This is a genomic window from Pseudothauera nasutitermitis, from assembly GCF_004801295.1.
GTDB lineage: Bacteria > Pseudomonadota > Gammaproteobacteria > Burkholderiales > Rhodocyclaceae > Pseudothauera > Pseudothauera nasutitermitis.
In genome coordinates, this window is sequence record NZ_SSOC01000003.1 from 564,379 (window position 1) to 588,601 (window position 24,223).

Consider the following 24,223-nt stretch of genomic DNA (forward strand, 5'->3'; position numbering starts at 1 on the left):
TGGAGGAGACTCCGGCCGAAGGCCCGCACGCATCCAGACGGGAACATCCCGCACGCGGCGGCAGGCCGGCCCCGGCGCCCGCTTCACGAACCGCCTTTTCGGAAATCGCTCGTATACAGGAGTTGTCATGAGTCTCGACCTGCCCCAGGGCATGCAGATCAACGCCCCGCTGCACCCGCGTTTCGAACAGATTCTCAGCCGTGAGGCGCTGGAACTCGTGGCCAAGCTGCACCGCGCCTTCGAACCGCGCCGCCAGGAACTGCTGAAGGCCCGCGTGGCCCGCCAGGCACGCATCGACGCCGGCGAACTGCCCGGTTTCCTGCCCGAGACCAAGGCCATCCGCGAAGGCGACTGGAAGGTCGCGCCGCTGCCCAAGGCGCTGGAATGCCGCCGCGTGGAAATCACCGGGCCGGTGGAACGCAAGATGATCATCAACGCGTTCAACTCCGGCGCGGATTCCTACATGACCGACTTCGAGGATTCCAACAGTCCCAACTGGTACAACCAGATCCAGGGCCAGGTGAATCTCTTCGACGCCATCCGCCGCCGGATCGACTTCACCGCCGAGAACGGCAAGGAATACAAGCTCAACGACAAGATCGCCACCCTGCAGGTGCGCCCGCGCGGCTGGCACCTGGACGAGAAGCACGTGCTGGTGGACGGCGCGCGCGTGTCCGGCGGCATCTTCGACTTCGCGCTGTTCTTCTTCCACAACGCCAGGGAGCAGATCGCCCGCGGCGCCGGCCCGTTCTTCTACCTGCCGAAGATGGAAAGCCATCTGGAAGCCCGCCTGTGGAACGACCTCTTCGTGATGGCGCAGGACGCGCTGGGCATCCCGCAAGGCACCATCAAGGCCACCGTGCTGGTGGAGACCATCCTCGCCACCTTCGAGATGGAAGAAATCCTCTTCGAGCTGCGCGAGCACTCCGCCGGGCTGAACGCCGGGCGCTGGGACTACATCTTCTCCTGCATCAAGAAGTTCAAGAAGAACAAGGATTTTTGCCTGGCCAACCGTGGCGCGATCACCATGGAAGTGCCCTTCATGCGTTCCTATGCGCTGGCCCTGGTGCAGGCCTGCCACAAGCGCGGCGCCCCCGCGATGGGCGGCATGAGCGCGCTGATCCCCATCAAGAACGACCCGGTGGCCAACGAAAAGGCCCTGGCCGGCATCCGCCACGACAAGACGCGCGACGCCAACGACGGCTACGACGGCGGCTGGGTGGCCCACCCTGGGCTGGTGCCCATCGCCATGGAGGAGTTCGTCAAGGTGCTGGGCGACAAGCCCAACCAGTGGGGCAAGCGGGTGGAAGGCAGCTACGGCCCCAAGGACTGGCTGAACTTCCAGCCCGAGCAGCCGATCACCGAGGCCGGCGTGCGCAACAACATCAACGTGGGCATCCACTACCTCGGGTCATGGTTCGCCGGCAACGGCTGCGTGCCCATCCACAACCTAATGGAAGACGCCGCCACCGCGGAAATCTCCCGCTCGCAGATCTGGCAGTGGGTGGTCAGCCCCAAGGGCAAGCTCGACGACGGCCGCAAGGTCACCGCCGAGATGGTGCGCGCGCTGATCCCCGAGGAGCTCGCCAAGGTCAAGGCCGTGGTGAGCGCGCAGGGTGAAGCCACCGCCACCTACGATCAGGCAGCGAAGATCTTCGAAGAGATGTCGCTGTCCGACAACTTCCCCGAGTTCCTCACCCTGCCGCTGTACGAGGCGATGGACTGACGACCACCCCCGCCCCGGCACTCCTCGCCCGTGCTCACGGGCATGGAGCACCGGCGGGGCGGCCCCGCGCATCGACCGGACGGTCGTCGGCCAGCGAGTAGTACGGATCGCAGGCCGGCGCCGCCCGGGCGGTGCGCACCTGTAATGCCGCCGCGGCGCCGATGGGCGCACCGCCGGCATCGAGCGCATGCAGCACGTAGCGATACGCCCGCTCCGGCGCCAGGCCGTGGTCGGCCACCGGCGGCGCGGACACATGGAACACATGGGCCGCCGCCGCACCTTCCACCTCTTCCCGCTCGATGCGGTACGACGCCGCGCCCGGCACCGGCGCCCAGGTCAGCGCCGCCGCCTCGGCGGTCACGTCGGCCAGACGCAGCATGAGCTCAGCCGCCGGTTCGGCCGCGAGCGGCGCATCGCCCCCGGCACGCAGGCGCTCCACCATGCGCCACACGGCGGAAACCTGCAGGCCTTCGCGGGTGGCGTAGCGCCCGGGGGCGTCGAACAGGAAATCGTTGTAGCCCCACCAGTCCCAGCAGCCTTGCGGGTTGAGCGGCGTGATCGGCACCGCGCGGGTTGCCGTGGCCTGCGGATAGAGCACCACGATGCGGTTGGCGTCCGCCCACTCGTTGAAACCCGCGCCCCGGACGAAATCCAGCCCGATGCGTTCGGCCTGCTGCTGGCAGCCGTGAAAGGCCACATGCAGCCTGCACGCTTCCCCCGCCGCACAGGCCGCCGGCACGTAGGCGTAGCCCGTCTCGGCGAGCGCGGCGCGCAACGCGGGCAGCGGCAGATAATCGCGGCGCACGTAGGGACGCTGATCGAAGGCCACCACGCTTCCGCTCAATCCGCTGGTTTCCACGCGGCCTTCGAGCGGCCCGTAGAACCACTGCAGCGCGGCGCCCGCTGCGTCGTAGCGCTCGGCGCCGGTCGCTGGATCGGCGCAGGTGTTGATGAAATTGCCGCCGGCCTGGGCGCAGGGGTTGCACTGCGCGCCCTCCTGTCCGGATGCGGCGCACGATGCCGAAATCTGCGCATGCGCCGCGCGCAGGTCGTTGCGGAAGAACACCTGCCCGGCCGGCACGAACTGCCCGTACCAGTCGCGCAGCGCCTCGACCACCGGACGCTTGACGATGCCGTCGTTGTAGCCATGGAACAGCCAGACCCGCTGCTCGGCCAGCGCGGCGAGCGGATCGATGCGCCCCTGCGCCGCCCAGGCGCGCGTGGCGGCAGCCATCTCGGCCTGCTCTGCGCGGCCGATCGGCACGGCGGGCATGGCCGGATCGCCCTGCATGCAGCGCGCGATGACCCGCCCCACCGCCATCCCGCCGCGCGCATCGCGTCCCGCGCAGAAATACGGACCACCCGCCGTGGCCGCCACCCCGCTCACCGTGGCGGAATGCGCCACGCCGAACTGCACCGCCATGTAGGCGCCCGAAGAAATGCCGGAGGTGGTGATCTGCGTGGGGTCGATGCGCAGCGCGGGCAGTTCCTGCGCCAGCGCCGGCACGGCCCCGAGAACCAGGGCCACGCCCCACCCGCAGCGCCTCACGAAACGAATCAAAGCGTTCATCATGAATCCCCATGGCATTCATCCAGAATACTGCGACCATAATCCCGCTCCGCACGCCCGGCAAGCGCCGCGACACATCCTCGCGCGACGGGCGGCGGCACGCTAGCATGCGGCGCATTCCCTGATCCTTGCCCACCGATGGAACTGTTCACCGAAATCATCCTGCGCGCCGGCCGCTCGGCGGTGGAACTGGCACTGTTCATCCTGCTGCCGGTCATGGTGGTGATGCTCTCGCTGATGCGCCTGCTCGAAGCGCGCGGCGTGCTCGACTGGGTGGTGCGCCACACCGCGCCGCTGTTGCGCCCGGCCGGATTGACCGGGCTGGGGGTATTCGCCGCACTGCAGATCAACTTCGTCAGCTTCGCCGCGCCGGTGGCCACGCTCGCCATGATGGAAGGGCGCGGCGCCTCCGACCGCCATCTGGCCGCCACGCTGGCGATGGTGCTGACCATGGCGCAGGCCAACGTGACCTTTCCGATGGCCGCGCTGGGGCTGAATTTCGGCTTCACACTGCTGTTCTCGCTGATCGGCGGGCTGGCCGCCGCGGCGGCCACCTGGCATCTGTTCGGGCGCGGCCTGTCGGCCGCCGAGGGCCCCGTGGACGAAACCCTGCACCACCGCAGCGCGGACGGCGCCCGGGGCGTGCTGGAGGTCATCAACCAGGCCGGCGCGGAAGCCTTCAAGATTTCCGTGAGCGCCATTCCCATGCTGGTGCTGGCGCTGGTGGTAGTGATGGCGCTGCGCGCCACTGGCGCCATCGACCTGCTCACCGCCGTGCTCGCGCCGGGGCTGACGCTGCTGTCCATCGACCCCGCACTGATCCTGCCCACGCTCACCAAGTACATTGCCGGCGGCACCGCGATGCTCGGGGTGATGGACGACATGCTGCGCGCAGGCAGCGCCACGCCCGCACTGCTCAACGCCAGCGCCGGCTTCCTGACCCATCCGCTGGACGTGGCCGGCGTGGCCATCCTGATCTCCGCCGGCCGGCGGGTGGCGCGCGTGCTGACCCCGGCCCTGGCCGGCGCGCTGGTGGGCATCGCGCTGCGCACCGCGGCGCACGCGCTGCTGTGATGCCTGCTGCGCCCGTTCAACACCTATAATCCGCGTTTTACTCAAGGCCCCGCCACCGTGAGCACTCCCCTGTTCGAATCCACCATCCAGAGCCTGCCGCTGCTCGGCCGCGGCAAGGTGCGCGACATCTACGCCATCGACGACGAGCGCCTGCTGATCGTCACCAGCGACCGCCTGTCGGCCTTCGACGTGATCCTGCCGGACCCGATCACCGACAAGGGCCGCGTGCTCACCGCGCTGGCCAATTTCTGGTTCGACCGCCTGGGCCACGTGGTGCCCAACCAGCTCACCGGCATCGACCCCGAGAGCGTGGTGGCCCCCGCCGAGCGCGACCAGGTGCGCGGCCGCGCACTGGTGGTCAAGCGCCTCAAGCCGCTGCCCATCGAAGCCGTGGTGCGTGGCTACGTGATCGGCTCGGGCTGGAAGGACTATCAGGCCACCGGCGCCATCTGCGGCATCGCGCTGCCCGCCGGCCTGCAACAGGCGGCCCGGCTGCCGGCGCCCATCTTCACCCCGGCGACCAAGGCCGAGGTGGGCGACCACGACGAGAACGTCTCCTTCGAAGTGGCCCAGGCCAACTGCGACGCGGTGCTGGCCGACGCGCTCGCCGGCACCGGCAAGAACGGCGCGGAACTGGCGGCCGAGGCCCGCGACGCCGCATTGGCGCTGTACAGCGAAGCGGCCGGATACGCGCTGGGGCGCGGCATCATCATCGCCGACACCAAGTTCGAGTTCGGCATCGACGCAGCCGGCACCCTGCACCTCATCGACGAGGCGCTGACCCCCGACTCCTCGCGCTTCTGGCCGGCCGACGGCTACCGCGAGGGCATCAGCCCACCGTCCTTCGACAAGCAGTACGTGCGCGACTACCTGGAAACCCTGGACTGGAACAAGCAGGCCCCCGGCCCGCGCCTGCCGGCCGAGGTCATCGAGCGCACCGCCGCCAAGTACCGCGAGGCCTACGAGCGCCTCACCGGCAAGACGCTGGACTGACGGCCACACGCGCCGCCCCGCCTGGCGAAGGGGCGGCGCGCAGCATGCATAAACAACGATAAGGGCGGCACGCACGCCCGACAGGAGACATTCGCCATGCAGATCACCGCCCGTGGGCGCGGGATGGCTATGGCCGTGGTCATCGCGGCCTACATCCTTTCCTTCTTCCACCGCTTCGCGCCCGCCGGCATCGCGCAGGACCTGGCGCTGGCCTTCCACACCAGTGCCGCCTCGCTCGGCGTGCTGGCGGCCACCTACTTCTACGTCTACACGGTGATGCAGGTGCCCACCGGCATCCTGGTCGATACCCTGGGACCGCGCCGCATCCTGGTGGCCGGCGCGCTGGTGGCGGCCGCCGGCAGCCTGCTGTTCGCCCTGGCGCCCGACCTCCATGTCGCGCTGGCCGGCCGCACGCTGACCGGCCTGGGCGTGTCGGTGGTGTTCATCGCCATGCTCAAGCTCATCGCCGTGTGGTTCGACGAAGGCCGCTTCGCCACCCTGGTGGGCCTGGCGATGCTGCTCGGCAACCTCGGCTCGATGCTCGCCGGCACGCCGCTCGCCGCGCTCACCGAGATCACTTCGTGGCGCGGGGTGTTCGTCGGCGCCGCACTGTTCTCGGTCGTGCTCGCGGTGGGCAGCTGGCTGTTCATCGCGGACGGGCGCGGCGACGGCGACGCGCGTCCGCGTTTTGATCGCGGCGTGGTGCTCGGCGGCCTCGCCGGCGTGCTGAAGAACCCGGCCACCTGGCCGGCGGTGTGGGTGAACGCCGGCATCGCCGGCAGCTTCTTCGCCTTCGCCGGGTTGTGGGCCACGCCCTATCTGATGCAGGTGCATCAACTCGGCCGGGTGGAGGCGGCAAGCCATCTGTCGCTCTACTTCGCCGGCTTCGCGCTCGGCTGCGTCACCGTGGGCACACTGTCCGACCGGCTGGAGCGCCGCCGGCCGGTGCTCATCGCCGCCAGCCTGGTCTATGCCGCGTTGTGGCTGGTGTGGCTGTCGGCGGTACGCATGCCCGTCACGCTGTCCTACGCGCTGTTCGCGCTGATGGGCGCGGCCACCTCGGCCTTCTCGCTGACCTGGGCGTGCGCCAAGGAGGTCAATCCGCCGCAGTTGTCCGGCATGAGCACCAGCGTGGTCAACATGGGCGGCTTCCTCGCCGGCGCGCTACTGCAGCCGGCGGTCGGGCTGGTCATGGACCTGAGCTGGGACGGCACGCTGGCCGACGGCGTGCGGGTGTATGCGGTGGCCGACTTCCGCTTCGGCATCGGCCTGCTCACCGTGGTCGCGCTCTCCGGCGCGCTGGGCAGCTTCCTGGTGCGCGAAACCGGCTGCCGCAACATCTGGCGCAGCACACGCCCGGCAGGCTGAAGCGTCTTCCGTAGGGCCGCAGGTCTGGATCGCGCATACACTACGCGCTGCTTGCGCAGTTCCGCCGCTTTCGTGAATCTGCCTTCCGACCAATACTTCGCCCTGATCGTCCCGGCCGGCATGATCCTGCTCGGCCTGGCGCTGCTCGCCTGCTGGTGGGTGCTGCGCCAGCAGCATTACCTGCCCTGGCTCGCTGCCGGCTTCATCCTGCCCTCGCTGGCCCTCGGGGCGCAGAGCCTGATGAGCAACGACGAGCTGGCACGCTGGTCGGTGACCACCGGCATCCTCTACCTGGGTGGTGCCTGGGCGCTCGCCCACGGCCTGGCACAGCGCCACGGCGGCAGCGCCCACCCCCGCGTCGCGCTGCTGATCGGCGTGGTGACGCTGGCCGTGCTGTACCGCTACTCGGTGCTCAGCGATGAACTGTGGATCCGCATCTACGCCCTCAACACCGGACTGGCGCTGATGTATCTGCTGCCGGCGCGCTGCCTGCTCCGCCGGGCGGAACGGCACGACCGGCTGGAACGCCTGCTGCGCATGTCCTACCTGCTGTCCGCCGTCTATGCGGTGCTGCGCCCGGTGGTCATCGCCATCATGATGCCCAGCGGGGAAATCGCCATGCTGTCGCGCTCCGGCTACTGGCTGCTGACGCTCGCCGGCGCCCTGCTGCTGAGCATGTGGTTCATGCTGGTGCTGCTCGCATGCACCACGCGCGACGTGCTGCACACCCTGCGCCAAGAGCGCGACCGCGACCCGCTCACCCACCTGCTCAACCGCCGCGCGTTCTTCGAATCCGCCGAGAGCACGCTGCGCGACCCGCGCAAGGCCCCCTGGGCCCTGCTGGTGTGCGACATCGACCACTTCAAGCGGGTCAATGACACCTGGGGCCATGCGGCGGGCGACCAGGTCCTGCAGAGCGTGGCGCGGGTGCTGCTGGCACAGGTGCGGCACGACGATCTGGTAGCGCGCTTCGGCGGCGAGGAATTCATGCTGCTGCTCAGCCGCGCCGACCTGGCACAGGCGCAGGCCATTGCCCGGCGCATCCAGCTGCAGCTGGCCCATACGCGGCCCAGCGCCATCGAGGGCACGGTGACCGCCAGCTTCGGCCTCACCCCGCTGGCCTCGCACGAAGACCTGCTGCACGCACTCGACCGCGCCGATCGCCTGCTGTACCAGGCCAAGCGCAGCGGACGCGACCGCATCTGCACGGCGCTGGCCGAGGCCGCGCGGTAAGGCCCTGCGCGCCGGCGCCCCGCCGATTGAGCGGGCCCATCGGGCGGATAGCCGGCCGCCGCGCTCACCCCCGCCACTTTTTCGGCACAATAGATGGCTGTGAATCATCCCGATGGAAAGCGCCATGAGCAATCCGCTGCTGAATCTCGCCGCCCTCCCCGACTTCGACGCCATCCGCCCGAAGCACGTCGCCCCGGCGATCCGCCGGCTCATCGACGACAACCGCGCGCTGATCGCCGAACTGACCGCCCGGCCCGGCACGCCCGACTGGGACGGCTTCGTGGTGCCGCTCACCGAGGCCGGCGAACGCCTGGGCCGCGCCTGGGGCGTGGTCGGCCACCTGCACAGCGTCCATGACGTGCCCGAATGGCGCGAGGCCTACAACGAACTGCTGCCGGAAATCTCGCGCTTCTATGCCGAGGTCGGGCAGAACCTGGCGCTGTTCGCCCGCTACAAGGCGCTCGCCGAAAGCCCCGCCTTCGCCGCCCTGCCGCCGGTGCGCCGGCGCATCGTCGAGCATGAATTGCGCGACTTCCGCCTCTCCGGCGCCGAACTGGCGGAAGAACTCAAACCGCGCTTCCAGGCCATCCAGGAAGAACAATCGCAGCTCGCCGCGAAGTTCTCCGAAAACCTGCTGGACGCCACCAACGCCCACGCCGAGTACGTCGAGGACACCGCCACCCTGGCCGGCATCCCCGCCGACGCGCTGGAAGCCGCGCGCGCCGCCGCCGAGGCAGAAGGCAAGGCGGGCTGGAAGTTCACCCTGCAAATGCCCTCCTACCTGCCGGTGCTGCAATACGCCGACGACCGCGAACTGCGCGCGCGCATGTACCGCGCCTACGCCACGCGCGCCGCCGAATCCGGCCCGGCGGAATGGGACAACGGCCCGCTGATCGGCCGCATCCTCGCGCTACGCGACGAAGAGGCGCGCATGCTGGGCTACCGCAACTTCGCCGAAGTCTCGCTGGTGCCCAAGATGGCCGACAGCCCGGCCCAGGTGCTCGACTTCCTGCGCGAACTGGCGGCCAAGGCCAAGCCCTTCGCGGAACGCGATCTGGCCGAACTGCGGGCCTTCGCGCGCGACGAACTGGGCCTGGACGATCTGCAGCCCTGGGACGTGGCCTGGGCCTCGGAAAAACTGCGCGAGCGGCGCTATGCCTACTCCGACCAGGAAGTGAAACAGTACTTCCCCGAGCCCAAGGTGCTCGACGGCCTGTTCGGCGTCATCCGCGCGCTCTACGGCGTGGACATCCTGCCCGACGAAGCGCCGCGCTGGCATCCGGACGTGCGCTTCTTCCGCATCGAGCGCGACGGCGAAACCCTCGGCCACTTCTACCTCGACCTGCACGCGCGCAGCACCAAGCGCGGCGGCGCGTGGATGGATTCGGCGCGCAGCCGTCACCGCGCGCCGGACGGCCTGAGCACCCCGGTGGCCTATCTGGTGTGCAACTTCCCCGGCCCGGTGGGCGGCAAACCGGCCACCTTCACCCACGACGACGTGCTCACCCTGTTCCACGAAGCCGGGCACGGCCTGCACCACCTGCTCACCCGCGTCGATGAACTGGCGGTATCCGGCATTCACGGCGTGGAATGGGACGCGGTGGAACTGCCCAGCCAGTTCATGGAGAACTTCTGCTGGGAGTGGGACGTACTCTCCGCGATGACCGCCCATGTGGACACCGGCGAACCGCTGCCGCGCGCGCTGTACGACAAGATGATCGCCGCGAAGAACTTCCAGAGCGGCCTGCAGACCGTGCGCCAGCTGGAATTCTCGCTGTTCGACCTGCGCCTGCACGGCGAGGTGGATGCCTCCGCCGGCCCGGTGCCGTTCGACGCCGTGCTGAAGCTGCTCGACGAAGTACGCCGGGAAGTCGCGGTGATCGTGCCGCCGGCCTGGCACCGCTTCCCCAACAGTTTCTCGCACATCTTCGCGGGCGGCTACGCGGCCGGCTACTACAGCTACAAATGGGCCGAGGTGCTGTCCGCCGACGCCTTCGCCGCCTTCGAGGAAGCCGGCGCGGGACGCGGCAGCCTGCTCGACCCGGAAACCGGGCAGCGCTTCTGGCGCGAAATCCTCGCGGTCGGCGGCAGCCGTCCGGCGCTGGAATCCTTCAAGGCCTTCCGCGGCCGGGAGCCCAGCGTGGATGCGCTGCTGCGCCACAGCGGCATGGTGCAGGCATGAAGCCCGCGCTGCTGCTCGCCGCCGCGCTGCTCGCCGCCGCCCAGGGCGCGCAGGCGCAGGGCACCGCCTACCGCTGGGTGGACGACCAGGGCCAGGTGCATTACTCCGACCAGCCCCCGCCGCCCAGCATCCGCCAGACCGAACGGCGCGACTTCACCCCGGGCCAGGTCGACGCCAGCCTGCCCTACGAGGTGCGCGTGGCCGCCGAGAACTTTCCGGTGACCCTGTACGTATCGGAAGACTGCGGCAATCCGTGCGCGCTGGCCCGCGCCCTGCTCGACCGGCGCGGCGTACCCTACACCGAAAGGGATCTGCGCACTCCGGAAGACGTCGCCGCCTACCGCACGGCGCTGGGAGAGCCGGTCGAGGTACCGGCGATGCGCATGGGGCGCTATCCGCTCAAGGGCTATCAGGAAAGCGGCTGGAACCGCCTGCTCGACGACGGCGGCTACCCCGCCAGCGCGCCGCCGGCGCCCTGAACGCGCAAACCGCAGGCCGCGCGCAGGGCCTGGGCGAACCGCTCATCCGCTTCGCCCCCGGAAGGCAGCGCGCGGCGGAACAGGGTCACCGGTGGCAGCGTCCAGGCGAAGCGGTGCGCCACCACCCCCACCCCGGCGCTGCGCGCCAGCTCTTCCGCCACATCCGCCGGCACGATGGACACCGCGCGCTCGTTGACGCCAAGCAGTTCGCCGATCAGCTTGGCGGACAGGCTTTCCACCACCGGCAGCGGCGGAACCGCCCCGGCGCGCAGGAAAAAATCGTTGATCTGCTCGCGCATCGGCGTATTGCGCTGGCCGAGCACCCACTCCAGCCCGGCCAGGTCCGCCCACGCCAGCGCCTTGCGGCCCAGCCGCGCGGCCAGCCGGCGGTGCGCCACCAGGCGTGGTTCCTGCTCGTAGAGCACCTCGTGCGCCAGCCCCTCCAGATCCAGCACGGCGGAAAGACGGCCGATCACGCAATCCAGCTCATGGCCGCGCAAGCGGGCCAGCAGATGGTCGCTGGAACCCTCGTGGAGAGTCACCGTCACCGGCCGCCCGCCGGAGCGCGCGCCGCCGATCGCGGCGGCCAGCAGACGCCCGGAGATGAACGGAATGACGCCGACGTGCAGATGCGCCGCGTGCCCCGCCGCCGCGGCCTCCATATCGCCCACCCAGTGCCCGAGGTCCTGCAGCATGGCGCGTGCACGCCGCAACGCTACCTCCCCCAGCGCGGTCGGCGCCATGCCGCGCGCCGAGCGCACGAACAGCGGCGCGCCGAACATGGCCTCCAGCTCGGCCAGCGCATGGGTCACCGCCGGCTGGCTGGTGGCCATGCGCTCGGCCACCCGGGTCAGCGAACCATATTGCTCGATGCGGCACAGCAGGAGCAGGTGGCGCATCTTCAGGCGCGAGATCAGGCGGGCAAGGAGTCGATCGGACACAGCGGCACGACTCATGAGGAAATGGACATGCCCCGATACTAAACCCGAATGATCTGCTTATGCCCCGCGGCGACAATCCCCTCAACGGGAGGGCAGGGCGTGGATTCGGTGATCTGGGTGGTGATCCTGGGGGCGGGGCTGGCCGGCTTCGTGCAGGGCCTTTCGGGTTTCGGCTTCGGCCTGGTCGCCGTGTCGGTCTGGGCCTGGGTGCTGGAACCGCGCCTGGCCGCCGCGCTGGCGGTGTTCGGCGCCCTCACCGGCCAGCTCATCGCAGCCGCCGCGGTGCGCCGCGCCTTCGATCCGCGCCTGCTGGGGCCCTTCGTGCTCGGCGGGCTGTGCGGCCTGCCCCTGGGCGTCCTGCTGCTGCCCCACCTGGACATGCTCTGGTTCAGGACCCTCCTGGGCACGCTGCTGGTGCTGTGGTGCCCCGCCATGCTGATGGCCCGCCACCTGCCGCGCATTACGCGCGGCGGCGTGCTGGCCGATGCCGCCGTGGGCCTGGGCGGCGGCGTGCTGGCCGGCCTGGGCGGGTTCACCGGCACGCTGCCCACGCTGTGGGGCACGCTGCGCGGCTTCGACAAGCATGCGCTGCGCACGGTGGTGCAGAACTTCAACCTGGCGATGCTGCTGGCCGCCATGGCGGCCTATCTGGCAACCGGCATGGTCACCCGCGACATGCTGCCCCACTTCGCCGTCGTCGCGCCCGCCCTGCTGCTGCCCGCCCTGCTCGGCACGCGCGTCTACAACGGCCTCGGCGAAACGCGCTTCCGGCAGATCGTCCTCGGCCTGCTCACCGTCTCCGGCCTGGCCTTGCTGGCCTCCTCGCTGCCGCGCCTGCTCACCGGCCTGGCAGCGCCGCGGCTCTGACTCCGGGACGGCACAGCAGAACCGCCAGTGCCAGGGCGCTGAACAGCGCGCCGGCGTGGAAAGTCATCGACGCCCCCAGGGTGTCCCACAGCACACCGGCGATCACGCTGGCCAGCAGCAAGGCCACCCCGCTGAGCAGATTGAAGAAACCAAAGGCCGTGCCGCGCAGATCGGCCGGTGCGCTGTCGGCCACCATGGCCGCCAGCAGACCCTGGGTCATGCCCATGTGCACGCCCCACAGCCCCACGCCGACCAGCAGCAAAGGCCAGCCGTCGCTCGCGGCCAGCACCAGATCCGCCACAATCAGCACCACCAGCCCCCAGGCCAGCAGCGCGCGCCGGCTGATGCGGTCCGACAGCCAGCCGAACGGGTAGGCGCACAGCGCATACACCAGATTCATCGCCACCATGACCAGCGGCACCACAGCCAACGCAATGCCCAGTTGCTCGGCGCGCAGCACCAGGAAGGCCTCGGAGAAACGCGCCAGGGTGAACACCGCGCCCAGCGCCACCACCCACCAGTACGCGGCCGGCAGGCGGCGCAGGTTCTCGCGGCGGATCGGATTGGTGCGCGGCTTGGCGGGATCGCGCACCGGCGGCTCGCGCAGGCCGAAGACCAGCAGGGCCACCGACAGCACCGCGGGAATCACCGCGACCCAGAAGATCAGGCGGAAATCGTTGGCCCACAGCAGCATCAGCCCCACGGCGAGCAGCGGTCCGGCGAACGCGCCGACGGTATCCAGCGACTGCCGCAGCCCGTAGGCCTCGCCACGCAGATGGCGCGGCGTCACGTCGGCCACCAGGGCATCGCGCGGCGCCCCCCGGATGCCCTTGCCGATGCGGTCGATGAAGCGCGCGGTGAACACCAGCCCGACGCCCTGGGCCAGTGCGAACAGCGGCTTGCTCAGCGCCCCCAGGCCATAGCCGGCCACGGCCAGCCATTTGCGCTTGCCGAGATAGTCGCTCAACACGCCGGAGAACACCTTGACGATCTGCGCGGTGGCCTCGGCCACCCCCTCGATCAAGCCGATCACCAGCGCGCTGGCGCCCAGCCCGGCGACCATGAACAGCGGCAGCAGGCTGTGGATCATCTCGGACGAAATGTCCATCAGCAGGCTCACGCCGCCGAGGATCCACACCCCGCGCGGAATACGCGAGTCCGTCTTGTCGTTCATCGCGGGTATCGGTTCGGTTGGATGGCCGCCGATCCGGCACGGCGGAAGACCACGTGGGAGGCACAAGGATGCCGACGAGGCACGCACCAGGCACGTTCCCGTGGCATCCTGCACAATTCGAAGCGCCGGTAGGATGCCACAGAAGCCGCCCGCCCGACGCGCGCGCGCCGGATCAAAAATTGTGTTCGACGCCCCGGCCTACAGCCAGGACGATGCGAACTTCAGGCGAGCGCGCAGCGATGAAACTGCACAGGGCTGATAGCGCAGCACTAAGCAGCACTAAGCAGCGAAGCATCCACCCTGACCACTACGTCCGCCCACGGTACCACGACACGCCCGTCCGCCTGCTTTTCCACCAAGCCATGCCCGACCAGCTTCTGCACGTCGGCATGCACGTTCGAGTAATTGCGCCCGAGCGCCTTGGCCACGGCATAGATGGATGCCGGCCCCAGGTGCTTGATGGCACGCAGCGTATCAAGCCGGCGCGGCGGCAACTCGGCCAACAGCTGCGCCGCATCGGCAAAGCCCAGGTAGTAATCGCCCTCCGGCAGGTTCTCGCAGGCATCGACGCAGCGCGCCACGTCGCGCACCCGCGTCTGCGTGGCCGCCCAGTCGGTGATTCCGATGATCGCCAGATTTGCCATGATTCATTCCCCCGTCAAACGCGCCACGTCCGCCAGGAAGTCGGACACCGCTTGCTGCATGGACACGAAGCGGAACGGCACTTCCGCTTCATCCGCACCGACGTGCTTGTGGTCGCCCTTGCCCGCCTCGTTGTCGTAGCGCACCAGCGTACGACCCGCCCGACCCGCATAGAGCCGATACTTGTATTCGTGCGCGGAGCCCGCTACCGCCGGGTCCACCGACCAGATGACCATTTCGATGGTCACGCCATCGGCCCTGGTTTCCTTGCTGCGGTGAATGAGTGTCGCACCCATATATTGCATCATACAGATATATCCGAAACAGGCAATATGGAATAGTTTCAGATGCGCCCAATCGAAGCCAAGCCGGTATGTCCCGCTCGACGATTTACAGGATGGCCAGGGACGGCATGCTGGAGCCAGTGAAGATCGGCAGATGATTCAGCGGCCAGCGTGCAGGCCATGATCGAGCGGAACAAGTCCGCTCGCTGATACCATGGTTGCATCTGCGCAACACGGACTCCACGCTCACAGTGCCCCGAAAGTGGGTAGCTAGATGGGTAGCCAGAGTGAAAAATCAGGCAAGATACCCGCACAAGCACCTGAAATTAAAAGAAATCGCCCATACCATGAAAATCGCCACCTGGAACGTCAATTCCCTCAAGGTCCGCCTGCCCCACGTGCTCGACTGGCTGGCCGCCAACCAGCCCGACGCGCTGTGCCTGCAGGAACTCAAGATGGAGGACCATGCCTTCCCCGCCGCGGAGCTGGAAGCCGCCGGCTACCAGGCGGTGTTCAACGGACAGAAGACCTACAACGGCGTGGCCATCCTCACCCGTGAAACGCCGCAGGACGTCGTGCGCGACATCCCGGGCTTCGCGGACGCGCAGAAGCGCATCATCACCGCCAGCGTGGGCGGCATCCGCGTGGTGTGCGGCTATTTCCCCAACGGCCAGGCGGTAGGCTCCGACAAGTTCGCCTACAAGATGGACTGGCTGGCGGCGCTGACCGCCTGGCTGCGCGATGAGCTCGCCCGCCATCCGCGCCTGGTGCTGGCCGGCGACTTCAACATCGCACCGGAAGCGCGGGACGCCCACCCGGACTGGAAGGACGAGATCCACGTTTCCGCCGATGAACGCGCGGCCTTCGCGGCGCTGCTCGATCTGGGCCTGCACGACGCCTTCCGCCTGTTCGAGCAGCCCGAGCGCAGCTACTCGTGGTGGGACTACCGCATGGGCGCGTTCCGCCGCAATTTCGGCCTGCGCATCGACCATCTGCTGGTATCCACCGCCTTGCGTGAGCGTGTCCGGCAATGCATGGTGGACAAGACGCCACGCAAGCTGGAGCGCCCCTCGGACCACGCCCCGGTGATCCTCGATCTGCAAGCCTGAGCCATGCCGATACTCGACGCCGATCAACTCGCCACGCGCTACCCGGTACTCGACGCGTTGCCCGCCGAGGCCCGCGCACGTCTGCTGGGTGCGGCGAGCTGGGTGCGCCTGCCCGCCGGGCAGTTGCTGTTCGACGATCTGCAGGCCTGCGAGGGTTTCCCGTTCGTGGTGGAAGGCTCGGTACGCGTGCTGAAGGCCGCGCCCAGCGGGCGCGAACTGCCGCTGTACCGCGTGGCCGCGGGCGAGACCTGCGTGATCTCCTCGTCCTGCCTGCTGGCGCACAGCGCCTATAACGCGCGCGGCATCACCGAGACGGAAACCCTGCTGATGCTGCTGCCCGGTGCGGTGTTCGACGAACTGCTCGGCGAGCCGGCCTTCCGCACCTTCGTCTTCAACCTGTTCGCCGAACGCATCGCCGACCTGATGCAGTTGATCGAGGCGGTCGCCTTCCAGCGTCTCGACCAGCGCCTCGCCGCGCTGCTGCTCGGCAAGGGCCGCATGCTGCGCACCACCCACCAGCAACTGGCCGACGAACTGGGCAGCGTACGCGAGATCGTCAGCCGCCTGCTGAAGGGGTTTGCGGAGCAGGGGCTGGTGCGCCTGGGGCGCGAACAGGTGGAAGTGCTCGACGCCGCCGGCCTGCGCGAACTGGCCACCGGCACCCGCTAGGGCGACGTACAGACTCCCCCGCGCCCCGCACGCGCCATCCGGCACGATGTCCCCGGCGGGCAAGATTCCGTCCTGCCTTCGCCGGCTCCTTCCCCGGCAGCCGTGCGACAGCCGACCGTCCTGTCCGCATGAATCGAATACACCGCGCGCGCCCCGGTCCGTCCCGGAACCCACTCGCGCAGCAGCAGACCGGCCAGGGTCAGCTCGTGCAAGGTGCGGTGTGCCGACGAGGAACTGGTTGAAGCGCCCTCGGCGAACAGCAGCCGGATGATGTCGTCCGCCGCGATCGGCACCGGCGAAGCCGCAACCAGGCTGAACACGCGGGTCTGCACCCGGGTCGCCCGGAACCCGGCGGCCTGGAGCGTGGCCACCACGCAGACCGGCACGGAGCCCTGTCCGCGCGTTGTGCCCCCACCCATCACCCGCGGCCCTGCGGGCATCGGACAGAGCCGGCCCCGGATAGGCCGGAACAGCGCGCGATTCCTGCCCGTGGGTATCGATCCTCCAATAGGGCATATGCACTATGCCGGCATGCGGACCGCACGGTACGTCGCCTCCCTGCTATTGCCATTGCGTTGGCAATTGATCGGGGTAGACTTCCCCTGCGTGCGCATGCCGCGCAGCCCGCGCAGACGGGGCGTGCCGTCCGGGTAGTACCGGCTCGGCCAGATCTTCTGCACGGGCACGCCGATGGCCTCGGCGATGCGCTTCTCGTTCAGCGGGTAGCTGCGCAGAAAGGTGTGTGACAGCGGGGAAGAGGACGAAAGGCCGTGGTGCGCGGCAAGGGCGCGCAGCGTCCAACCCTTCTTCTCCAAGGCTGCCTTGATGTCGGCCGGGTGCCAGTCTCGACTGGCTTTTTTCACGAGTGCGGTTGCCATCGTTCGCTGCTCTTGGTCGGGTTGCGATGGATGGCATGTTAGGAATAAATCTTCGAACATGTCAACTCTTCCGAACATGCCGTATATGGCAAGAGCCGTAAATTCTGCATGTTTAGCTGAAAATCGACGGATTGCCGCTTTCCGTTCTCGTTCAGAAACCGCCGCACTCAATTTCCGTACATGAGACTGAAGTATGGAAGTTGAACTATGGCTGTCCGCCGAGGACATGGCGCAACTGAGTGCGAGAGGCATTCCTGGTCTTCCAGGAACCGCCAGAGGGTGCCGCGACAAGGCTCAGCGCGAGGGCTGGCCGTCCAGGCAGGTGCAGGGAAGAGGCGGCCCGGGAGGCATCAAGACGCTCTTCCGGCCGCCGCCGGCCATCGCAGCAGCCGTAAACGCGCTGCCCTCCGGGCAAGAGGCGGAGCAAACACCGGATCAGTCCCGCGCGGCGTCGGACATCCTGCTGCCCGAAGACGACTATCAGGCGTGGGCCGCAACGATCCGCATCGCCGAAGAGTTCGTGCCGATCCGCCACTACCGTCATGCGCGCGCGTCCGCCGGCCACGGCGCCGCGAACCGGGATGCGCAACCGGACGCCCTGCTGTTCTCGAAGGCCTTCCTCCGTACCATCGGCGCCAGGCCGGCCAACCTGTTCCTCGTGCGCGTCAAGGGAGACTCGATGTCCCCGACCCTGCAGGCCGGCTGGACCGTCGTGCTGGACGCCTCGCGCACCGCGGTGTCGAGCGGCATCTACGTGGTGCGCCTGGGCGAAGAGGAAGTGTGCAAACGCCTGGAGGCCCTGCCCGGCGGCATCGTGAAGGTGATCTCGGACAACCGCCTCTACCGCGAGTACGAGATCGACACCACCCAGCCCGGCACCGACTTCGCCGTGCTCGGCCAGGTCATCTGGTTCGCCGGGCTCGTTCAATAAGCGCGGAGCCAAAACGACCGCCTCCCCACACACGGCCGCACGCTATGTGACCGGGGTTACAGACCGGGCCGGGGCGGAATGCTCCAATCGCCCTCACTCGATCATTCCTGAGGAGGGAGCATCATGAAAGCCAACGTGGGGGGCATCGACAAGATCCTGCGCATCGTGGTCGGCATCGCGCTGATCGCCTGGGCGCTGCTGGGTGGCCCGGTATGGGCGTGGATCGGCGTACTGCCGCTGGCCACCGGCCTGATGGGCTGGTGCCCGGCCTATCTGCTGATCGGCCTGAACACCTGCCCGCTGAAAAAGGACTGAGCCCGGAGGGCGCCGGACGGCGTGTGGGCCGGGGCAACCCGGCCCTTTTTCGTTGACGCCTGCGCCCGCGCTCAGCGACGCGCGACGTGGTTGGCGATGGCCACGTAGTCGGCTACACCGAGGCGCTCGGCGCGCAGGCCGGCATCCAGGCCCAGGGCGGCAAAGTCCGCTTCGCCGAGATAGTCGCGCAAGGTGTTGCGCAGGGTCTTGCGGCGCTGGCCGAAGGCCGCCGCGACGATCCTGCCGAGCAGTTCCTCATCGTCCGCCAGCAGTGCCTCGGGCGGCAGCGGCACCATGCGCACGATGCTGCTCATGACCTTGGGCGCCGGCCGGAAGGCGCCCGGCGGCACGTCGAACAGGCGGCCCATGCGGAAACGGTACTGCAGCATCACCGACAGGCGGCCATACTCGTCGCTGCCCGGCTCGGCGACCATGCGCATCACCACTTCCTTCTGCAGCATGAAAGTCATGTCGCGCACCGCGCCGGCAAAGCCGGCCAGATGGAACAGCAGCGGCGTGGAGATGTTGTAGGGCAGATTGCCCACTACGCGCAGCGCTTTCCCGCCGTCCGCCAGCGCGCCGAAATCAAACTTGAGGGCATCGCCCTCGTGCACCGTGACACGTTCGGCCGGCCAGCGTTCGTGCAGGCGGGCGATCAGGTCGCGGTCGATCTCCACCACGTGCAGGTGGGCGAGGCGTTCGAGCAGCGGCTCGGTGAGCGCGCCCAGGCCGGGGCCGATCTCGACGACCCGATCGTCGGCCTGCGGACGGATGGCTTCGACGATCTTGCGGATGATGTTGGGATCGGACAGGAAGTTCTGCCCGAAACGCTTGCGTGCGCGGTGTTCCATGTACGAACCGGAAAAGAAGTGGAGAACTCAGGCGCGCGCCATGCGCGCCGCCAGTTCGACGGCGGCGAACAGGCTGCCCGGATCGGCCCGCCCGCTGCCGGCCAGATCGAGCGCGGTGCCGTGGTCCACCGAGGTGCGCACGATGGGCAGCCCGAGGGTGACGTTCACCCCGCCGCCGAAGCTGGCGTGCTTGAGCACGGGCAGGCCCTGGTCGTGGTACATGGCGAGCACCGCATCGCCCTGTTCGAGCGCGTGCGGCACGAACAGCGTGTCCGCCGGCAGGGGGCCGAGCAACTGCATGCCCTCGGCGCGCAGGCGGTCGAGCACCGGCACGATCACGTCGATTTCCTCGCGCCCCATGTGCCCGCCTTCACCCGCATGCGGGTTGAGCCCGGCGACCAGGATACGCGGCGCCGGCAGGCCGAAGCGCGTGCGCAGGTCGTGGTGCAGGATGCGCAGGGTTTCCTCGAGCACTGCGGGGGTGATGGCGTCCGCCACCGCGCGCAGCGGCAGGTGGGTGGTGGCCAGTGCGACGCGCAGGCCGCCGCCGACCAGCATCATCACCACCCGCGCGGTGCCGGTGTGCTCGGCGAGATATTCGGTATGCCCGGAAAATGGCACGCCGCCGTCGTTGATCACCCCTTTGTGCACCGGGGCGGTGACCATGCCGGCGAATTCGCCGGAACGGCAGCCGGCCAGCGCGCGGTCGAGCAGGGCAAGCACGTAGCGCGCATTGGCAGGATCGACCACCCCGGCACGCGCGGGCACCGCCAGCGGACAGTGCAGCACGTCGAGCACATCGGTGCGCGGGGCCTGCCCCGGGCGGTATTCGCGCAGGCGGACGGCGATGCCGGCGCAGGCGGCACGCTGTTCGATCAGCGTGGCATCGCCCAGCACCACCAGGTTTGCCGGCCAGGCGCGCCCCGCCAGGCGGGCACACAATTCCGGACCGATACCCGCCGGCTCGCCGCTGGTCACGGCGAGCACGGGAAGATCATTCCTGCTCTTCGAGCCGGTATTCGACATAGGTACTGTCGCGCAACTGGCGGACCCAGTCCTCGAAGGCATCCTCCGCCTTGCGCTCGCGCAGCGCGCCCCGCGCCACCGCGCGGCGGCGCTCTTCGGAAACATCCTGCACCCGGCGCTCATACACCTTGATCAGGTGCCAACCGAACGGCGAGCGCACCGGCTCGCTGACCTCGCCCGGCGCCAGGGCATTCATCGCGCGCTCGAATTCCGGCACGGTATCGCCGGGATAGATCCACCCCAGTTCCCCGCCCTTGGCCGCGGACAGATCGGCGGAATGGGCACGCGCCAGTTCCGCGAAATCCGCGCTGCCATGAACGATGCGTTCGCGCAGGCCGCGCAGGCGGTTCTCGGCATCCTCGTCGGACACCACTTCGGAGGTGCGGATGAGAATGTGGCTGACCCGCGTCTGTTCCACGTTGTCCGCGCCACTGGCCGATCCGCCGCGCTCGTCGAGCAGCTTGACCAGGTGCAGGCCGGCAGCGCTGCGCAGCACCGGGGAAACCTGTCCGGGGCTCAGTTCGCCAACGATTTCGGCGAACAGCGCCGGCATGCGGTCCGGCGTACGCCAGCCGAAATCGCCGCCGTTCATGGCGTCCGGTGCGTCGGACAGTTCGGCCGCCACGCTGCCGAAATCCTCGCCGCCTTCCAGACGGCGGACGACCTCTTCGGCGCGCGCGACCAGGGCATCGATCTGCTCCGGGGAGGCGCCTTCGGGCGCGCGCAGCAGGATGTGCGCGACATGGTATTCGCGCCCGGACAGTGCTTCCGGGTTGTTGGCGAGGAAGTTGTCCACCTCCGCCTCGGTCACCACGATGCGGCTGTCGACCTCCCGTTCGCGCAAACGGGTGATCAGCAGTTCAGTGCGCACTTCTTCGCTGAAGCGCTGCCAGGACACGCCGTCCCTGGCCAGGGCTTCACGCAGGCCCTCGATGGTCAGCCCGTTGCTCTGCGCGATGCGCTCCATCGCACGCTCCAGCGTGGCTTCATCCACGCGGATGGCGTTTTCCCGGGCAAGCTGGAGCTGCGCCCGCTCGATGATCAGGCGTTCGAGCATCTGCCGCTCCAGCACTTCGCGCGGCGGCAGTTGCGTGCCCTGGCGCTCCAGGCGGCGAACCGCCTGATCGAGCCGTTCGCGCAGCTGCAGCGCGGTGATCACTTCGTTATTGACCACCGCGACGATGCGGTCGACCTCGACCGGGCGCGGCGCGGCGGCCAGTGGCTGGGCCAGGCCGGCGGAGCAGGCGAGCAGGAAAAATCCGAATCGGAAAATCAGTCGTTTCATGAGTGTCGATGTGGTTTCAGTCTGTACCGAAGATGCGCCCGGAACCGGGTTCGTTGATCTTGCCATAGCCCGATACGCTGCGTTTGAGCAGACCCACCGGATTGGAGCCGATGCTCGCCAGGCCGTTCAGTTCGAGCTGGAAGAAGAGGGATTGGGTGACGCGGTCTTCCGTCGTGGCAAAACGGTGTGCGACGGTACGGAACACCCAGCAGCCACCGTTGTACTCGAAGCCGGCAATGGCCTCGGTCACGCGTCGATCCTTGATCGACCGGGTCAGCCGGCCGACCCCGTACCAGTTGCCGCCCAGCGGCCATTGTGCGGAAACATCGACATCGCGCAGTACATCACGCGTCCAGCGGTAATTGAGGTTGAGCGCTTTGCCGAACTCCGGCTGCCATCTGGCGCCCACCGTAAACCGTTCGGTCTGGCTTTCGCGGGGGTTGTACTGCCAGGCACTGCTCAGCGCAGTACTGGCGCTGATCTGCCCCCCCAGTGCAGCAAGGATGTCGGTACGGCGATCAACCCGCAACGTTTCTCCCGGCAGCCCCACTTCCTGATCGGAAAAATAATGACGCTGGCCGATCGCCGCATACAGCCGCTCTGCGCCCGTCCGCGGATCGATCAGGCGCGAGGTAAGCGCTACCGTGACCTGGTCGTTGTCGGCGATCCGGTCATGTCCGCTATACGGCATCTCCGAGAACATCTGCGCGAAGCTGAAGTCGTAGCGATACGTGTCGAACAGTGGAATTGCATCCTGGTCACGCCCCGGCGATCTGACATAGAACACCCGCGGCTCGAGAGTCTGGACATAATCATTGCCAAACAGCGTGGCTTCCCGCTCGAAGTTCAGGCCGCTATCCACGGAAAAGATCGGCACCGACCGGGTAATCGAAGTCTTGCCCTTGGCGATGTCGTATGGCTCGTCCAGCTTGTAGCGCGTGTAATGCAAACCGATCTTCGGTGTAATGTAAAAGCCGGCGCGCTCGATCGGCAGCGCAACCTGCGGGTACAGCACCAGACGGTTTCCGGGGGTATAAACCCGATATCCGCCCCGGATCAGGTCCTTGTCGGGGTGGTCGAAATCCGTGTATTGCCCATTGAACGTCCATACCGTGCCCCACGGCATATCTGCGCGGTTGGCGTTCAAAGCCAGCTGTGGAAGCTTGCGATAGGGTTCAGTACCGGAAAGCGTCTGGTAACGCTGCCAGAGCGCCGAGGCAGACCACCAGTCCGCGCCTTGATAATCCAGCCGCCCCTGGCGCAGCAGGTTGACTTTCGAGGCCACTGAAACCCGCGAGCTGAGATCCTCGAAATAGTCGTCGTCCGATACGGAATTCAGGTCCAGCGAAGCGCGCAGACGAGGCGTGATCCGGTGCTGGTGCTGAAGCGAGCCCAGTCGCCGCTCGATACCCGCCACCCGGTCCTTGGGTAACCATTCAGCGCGCAGTTCGCCCTGATAGTCCGCGTTCAGGTAGCGAAACTCTCCACCCAGCTGCAATCCACGCCGGCTCATGAAGCGCGGGGAAATGGTTGCATCGTAATTGGGTGCAATGTTCCAGTAGTACGGCTGGGTGAAATCCACCCCGGTGCGGTTCGAGGTCCCGAAGGTCGGCGCCAGCAGGCCGGACTGGCGGCGCGCGGTGAGCGGAAAGTCCGCCCACGGCAGCCAGAGGATCGGCACATCCTTGAAAACCACCGTGCCGTCGCGCAGCGTACCGACCTCGGTGTCGTAATCGAGGTGCAGATCGCGCGCCTTCACGTACCAATCCGGGTCGGCTGGACTGCAACTGGTCCAGGTCGCGTTGCGCAAACGGTACTGGTTCTCGCCTTCGAACTGCAGCGCCTCGGCCTGCCCGCTGCCGACGATCTCGCGCGGCACCTCGCCGGGCTCGGGTTCGGAGCGGCGGGTCAACGAATAGCTCGGTGATTCGAACTCGCCGGTACGCTCCCCGACGACGATGCGCGCGGCCGGGCCGGACACCTCGTCGGTGCCCTGGACCAGGCGCACATTGCCTTCGGCGACTGCCTCGTCGGTCAGTTCGCGATACGTCAGCCGGTCGGCAGTCAGCGTCAAGGCGCCGCGCTGAAGCTCGGCCTCGCCTTCGGCGGCCAGTTCGACGGCACGTGTCCCACGGATGCGCAGCGCCGAAACTTCCGTGGCCTCGCGCCCGTCGCCCGTCGAAGCGCCGGGCACCGGGACGATGTCCACGGTGGGCGCCGCACGCGCAGGGACAACCGCCGCAGGACTGGCGGCGGCAGGCGCCGGAGCAGAGCTTGCCGGAGGGGTCGGCGCGACGGTCGGTGCATCGCTCGGCTCGCCATGCCCGGTCACTGGCCGTACTTCGGTTCCTGGCGCCGCCGGGGCGGGCGCAAGGCCAGGACCGGCCGTACCGGCGGCAGGACGGCTGGCAGGCGGCTGCACGGACGGTGCTGGTGCGGGAGCAGGGGTTTGCGTTGCAGCGGGGCGCACCACCGGCGTCTTGCCGGGCCGCTCCCTCACCAGATCGGGCGAGACCACCAGGGCCGGAAGACCACTTGCCAATGCGCCGCCGGACACCCAGCACAGCAGCAGCGGAATCACCTTCATCCGTGTCTTCAAACCAAAGTCCGGCAAAGCGCTCCCCGT

23 protein-coding genes are annotated in these 24,223 nt (G+C 68.3%); 12 read left to right on the top strand and 11 right to left on the bottom strand.

The features are described from left to right. The first annotated feature begins 127 nt into the window (after positions 1–127). Positions 128–1,726, top strand: coding sequence for a malate synthase A (gene aceB / locus E6C76_RS09955; protein WP_136348059.1), 1,599 nt, complete (start codon positions 128–130; stop codon positions 1,724–1,726). Between the two features lie 34 nt (positions 1,727–1,760). Here aceB and E6C76_RS09960 read toward each other — a convergent pair whose 3' ends face one another. Further along, a complete protein-coding gene (locus E6C76_RS09960; RefSeq protein WP_168734305.1) occupies positions 1,761–3,254 on the bottom strand; it encodes an extracellular catalytic domain type 2 short-chain-length polyhydroxyalkanoate depolymerase in 1,494 nt (497 codons plus the stop codon). 180 nt (positions 3,255–3,434) lie between these two features. Here E6C76_RS09960 and E6C76_RS09965 point away from each other — a divergent pair, with 180 nt between their 5' ends. From E6C76_RS09965 to E6C76_RS09990, 6 genes are all read left to right on the top strand, one after another. After that, positions 3,435–4,370, top strand: a complete 936-nt coding sequence (locus E6C76_RS09965; protein ID WP_136348061.1) for a nucleoside recognition family protein — start codon at positions 3,435–3,437, stop codon at positions 4,368–4,370. Positions 4,371–4,427: 57 nt separating this feature from the next. After that, positions 4,428–5,363: a phosphoribosylaminoimidazolesuccinocarboxamide synthase gene (locus tag E6C76_RS09970; protein WP_136348062.1), complete on the top strand. Its 936-nt coding sequence runs from the start codon at positions 4,428–4,430 to the stop codon at positions 5,361–5,363. A 96-nt stretch (positions 5,364–5,459) separates the two neighbouring features. Next, positions 5,460–6,731 (top strand): MFS transporter, encoded by a 1,272-nt coding sequence (locus E6C76_RS09975; RefSeq protein ID WP_136348063.1) that lies wholly within the window; start codon positions 5,460–5,462, stop codon positions 6,729–6,731. 72 nt (positions 6,732–6,803) lie between these two features. Beyond that, positions 6,804–7,964, top strand: a complete 1,161-nt coding sequence (locus E6C76_RS09980) for a GGDEF domain-containing protein (protein ID WP_211090172.1) — start codon at positions 6,804–6,806, stop codon at positions 7,962–7,964. Positions 7,965–8,088: 124 nt separating this feature from the next. After that, entirely contained in the window at positions 8,089–10,146 is a 2,058-nt protein-coding gene (locus E6C76_RS09985; protein ID WP_230976219.1) for a M3 family metallopeptidase, read from the top strand. Next, positions 10,143–10,625, top strand: a complete 483-nt coding sequence (locus tag E6C76_RS09990; RefSeq protein WP_136348065.1) for a glutaredoxin family protein — start codon at positions 10,143–10,145, stop codon at positions 10,623–10,625. Before E6C76_RS09985 ends, E6C76_RS09990 begins: the two co-directional genes overlap by 4 nt. Here the strand turns inward: E6C76_RS09990 and E6C76_RS09995 are convergent. Further along, positions 10,595–11,566, bottom strand: a complete 972-nt coding sequence (locus tag E6C76_RS09995; RefSeq protein ID WP_211090173.1) for a LysR substrate-binding domain-containing protein — start codon at positions 11,564–11,566, stop codon at positions 10,595–10,597. The genes E6C76_RS09990 and E6C76_RS09995 overlap by 31 nt on opposite strands. 99 nt (positions 11,567–11,665) lie before the next feature. Between E6C76_RS09995 and E6C76_RS10000 the strand changes: the two genes are divergently transcribed. Further along, a complete protein-coding gene (locus E6C76_RS10000; RefSeq protein WP_211090174.1) occupies positions 11,666–12,433 on the top strand; it encodes a sulfite exporter TauE/SafE family protein in 768 nt (255 codons plus the stop codon). Here the strand turns inward: E6C76_RS10000 and E6C76_RS10005 are convergent. From E6C76_RS10005 to E6C76_RS10015, 3 genes are all read right to left on the bottom strand, one after another. Further along, a complete protein-coding gene (locus E6C76_RS10005) occupies positions 12,405–13,607 on the bottom strand; it encodes an MFS transporter (protein WP_136348068.1) in 1,203 nt (400 codons plus the stop codon). The genes E6C76_RS10000 and E6C76_RS10005 overlap by 29 nt on opposite strands. Before the next feature lie 269 nt (positions 13,608–13,876). After that, the gene (locus E6C76_RS10010) at positions 13,877–14,251 is read right to left on the bottom strand and encodes an HVO_A0114 family putative DNA-binding protein (protein ID WP_136348069.1); all 375 of its coding nucleotides are present in this window, start codon (positions 14,249–14,251) and stop codon (positions 13,877–13,879) included. Positions 14,252–14,254: 3 nt separating this feature from the next. Then, entirely contained in the window at positions 14,255–14,557 is a 303-nt protein-coding gene (locus E6C76_RS10015; protein WP_230976220.1) for a toxin-antitoxin system TumE family protein, read from the bottom strand. 323 nt (positions 14,558–14,880) lie between these two features. Between E6C76_RS10015 and xth the strand changes: the two genes are divergently transcribed. Together xth and E6C76_RS10025 are read left to right on the top strand one after the other, a co-directional pair. Further along, positions 14,881–15,642 (top strand): exodeoxyribonuclease III, encoded by a 762-nt coding sequence (gene xth / locus E6C76_RS10020; protein WP_136348070.1) that lies wholly within the window; start codon positions 14,881–14,883, stop codon positions 15,640–15,642. A gap of 3 nt (positions 15,643–15,645) precedes the next feature. Beyond that, the gene (locus E6C76_RS10025; protein ID WP_136348071.1) at positions 15,646–16,311 is read left to right on the top strand and encodes a Crp/Fnr family transcriptional regulator; all 666 of its coding nucleotides are present in this window, start codon (positions 15,646–15,648) and stop codon (positions 16,309–16,311) included. On the opposite strand, the gene E6C76_RS10030 is transcribed toward E6C76_RS10025, so the two are convergent. Together E6C76_RS10030 and E6C76_RS10035 are read right to left on the bottom strand one after the other, a co-directional pair. Further along, entirely contained in the window at positions 16,308–16,697 is a 390-nt protein-coding gene (locus tag E6C76_RS10030; protein ID WP_136348072.1) for a hypothetical protein, read from the bottom strand. The genes E6C76_RS10025 and E6C76_RS10030 overlap by 4 nt on opposite strands. A gap of 135 nt (positions 16,698–16,832) precedes the next feature. Further along, a complete protein-coding gene (locus E6C76_RS10035; protein ID WP_136348073.1) occupies positions 16,833–17,189 on the bottom strand; it encodes a helix-turn-helix domain-containing protein in 357 nt (118 codons plus the stop codon). Between the two features lie 193 nt (positions 17,190–17,382). Here E6C76_RS10035 and E6C76_RS10040 point away from each other — a divergent pair, with 193 nt between their 5' ends. Together E6C76_RS10040 and E6C76_RS10045 are read left to right on the top strand one after the other, a co-directional pair. Continuing rightward, positions 17,383–18,120 (top strand): helix-turn-helix domain-containing protein, encoded by a 738-nt coding sequence (locus tag E6C76_RS10040; protein ID WP_136348074.1) that lies wholly within the window; start codon positions 17,383–17,385, stop codon positions 18,118–18,120. Positions 18,121–18,243: 123 nt separating this feature from the next. Next, positions 18,244–18,435, top strand: coding sequence for a YgaP family membrane protein (locus E6C76_RS10045; RefSeq protein WP_136348075.1), 192 nt, complete (start codon positions 18,244–18,246; stop codon positions 18,433–18,435). Positions 18,436–18,506: 71 nt separating this feature from the next. Here E6C76_RS10045 and rsmA read toward each other — a convergent pair whose 3' ends face one another. From rsmA to lptD, 4 genes are read right to left on the bottom strand one after another with little or no spacing between them, the layout of a single operon-like run. Further along, the gene (rsmA, locus tag E6C76_RS10050; RefSeq protein ID WP_136348076.1) at positions 18,507–19,286 is read right to left on the bottom strand and encodes a 16S rRNA (adenine(1518)-N(6)/adenine(1519)-N(6))-dimethyltransferase RsmA; all 780 of its coding nucleotides are present in this window, start codon (positions 19,284–19,286) and stop codon (positions 18,507–18,509) included. A gap of 27 nt (positions 19,287–19,313) precedes the next feature. Next, complete coding sequence (gene pdxA, locus E6C76_RS10055; RefSeq protein WP_136348077.1) at positions 19,314–20,312, bottom strand: 4-hydroxythreonine-4-phosphate dehydrogenase PdxA; 999 nt, start codon at positions 20,310–20,312, stop codon at positions 19,314–19,316. Continuing rightward, the gene (locus tag E6C76_RS10060; RefSeq protein ID WP_136348078.1) at positions 20,281–21,597 is read right to left on the bottom strand and encodes a peptidylprolyl isomerase; all 1,317 of its coding nucleotides are present in this window, start codon (positions 21,595–21,597) and stop codon (positions 20,281–20,283) included. The genes pdxA and E6C76_RS10060 overlap by 32 nt, the downstream gene beginning before the upstream one ends. A gap of 16 nt (positions 21,598–21,613) precedes the next feature. Next, on the bottom strand, positions 21,614–24,184 hold the full coding sequence (lptD, locus tag E6C76_RS10065) for an LPS-assembly protein LptD (RefSeq protein WP_136348079.1): 2,571 nt from the start codon (positions 24,182–24,184) through the stop codon (positions 21,614–21,616). Between the last annotated feature and the right edge of the window lie 39 nt (positions 24,185–24,223).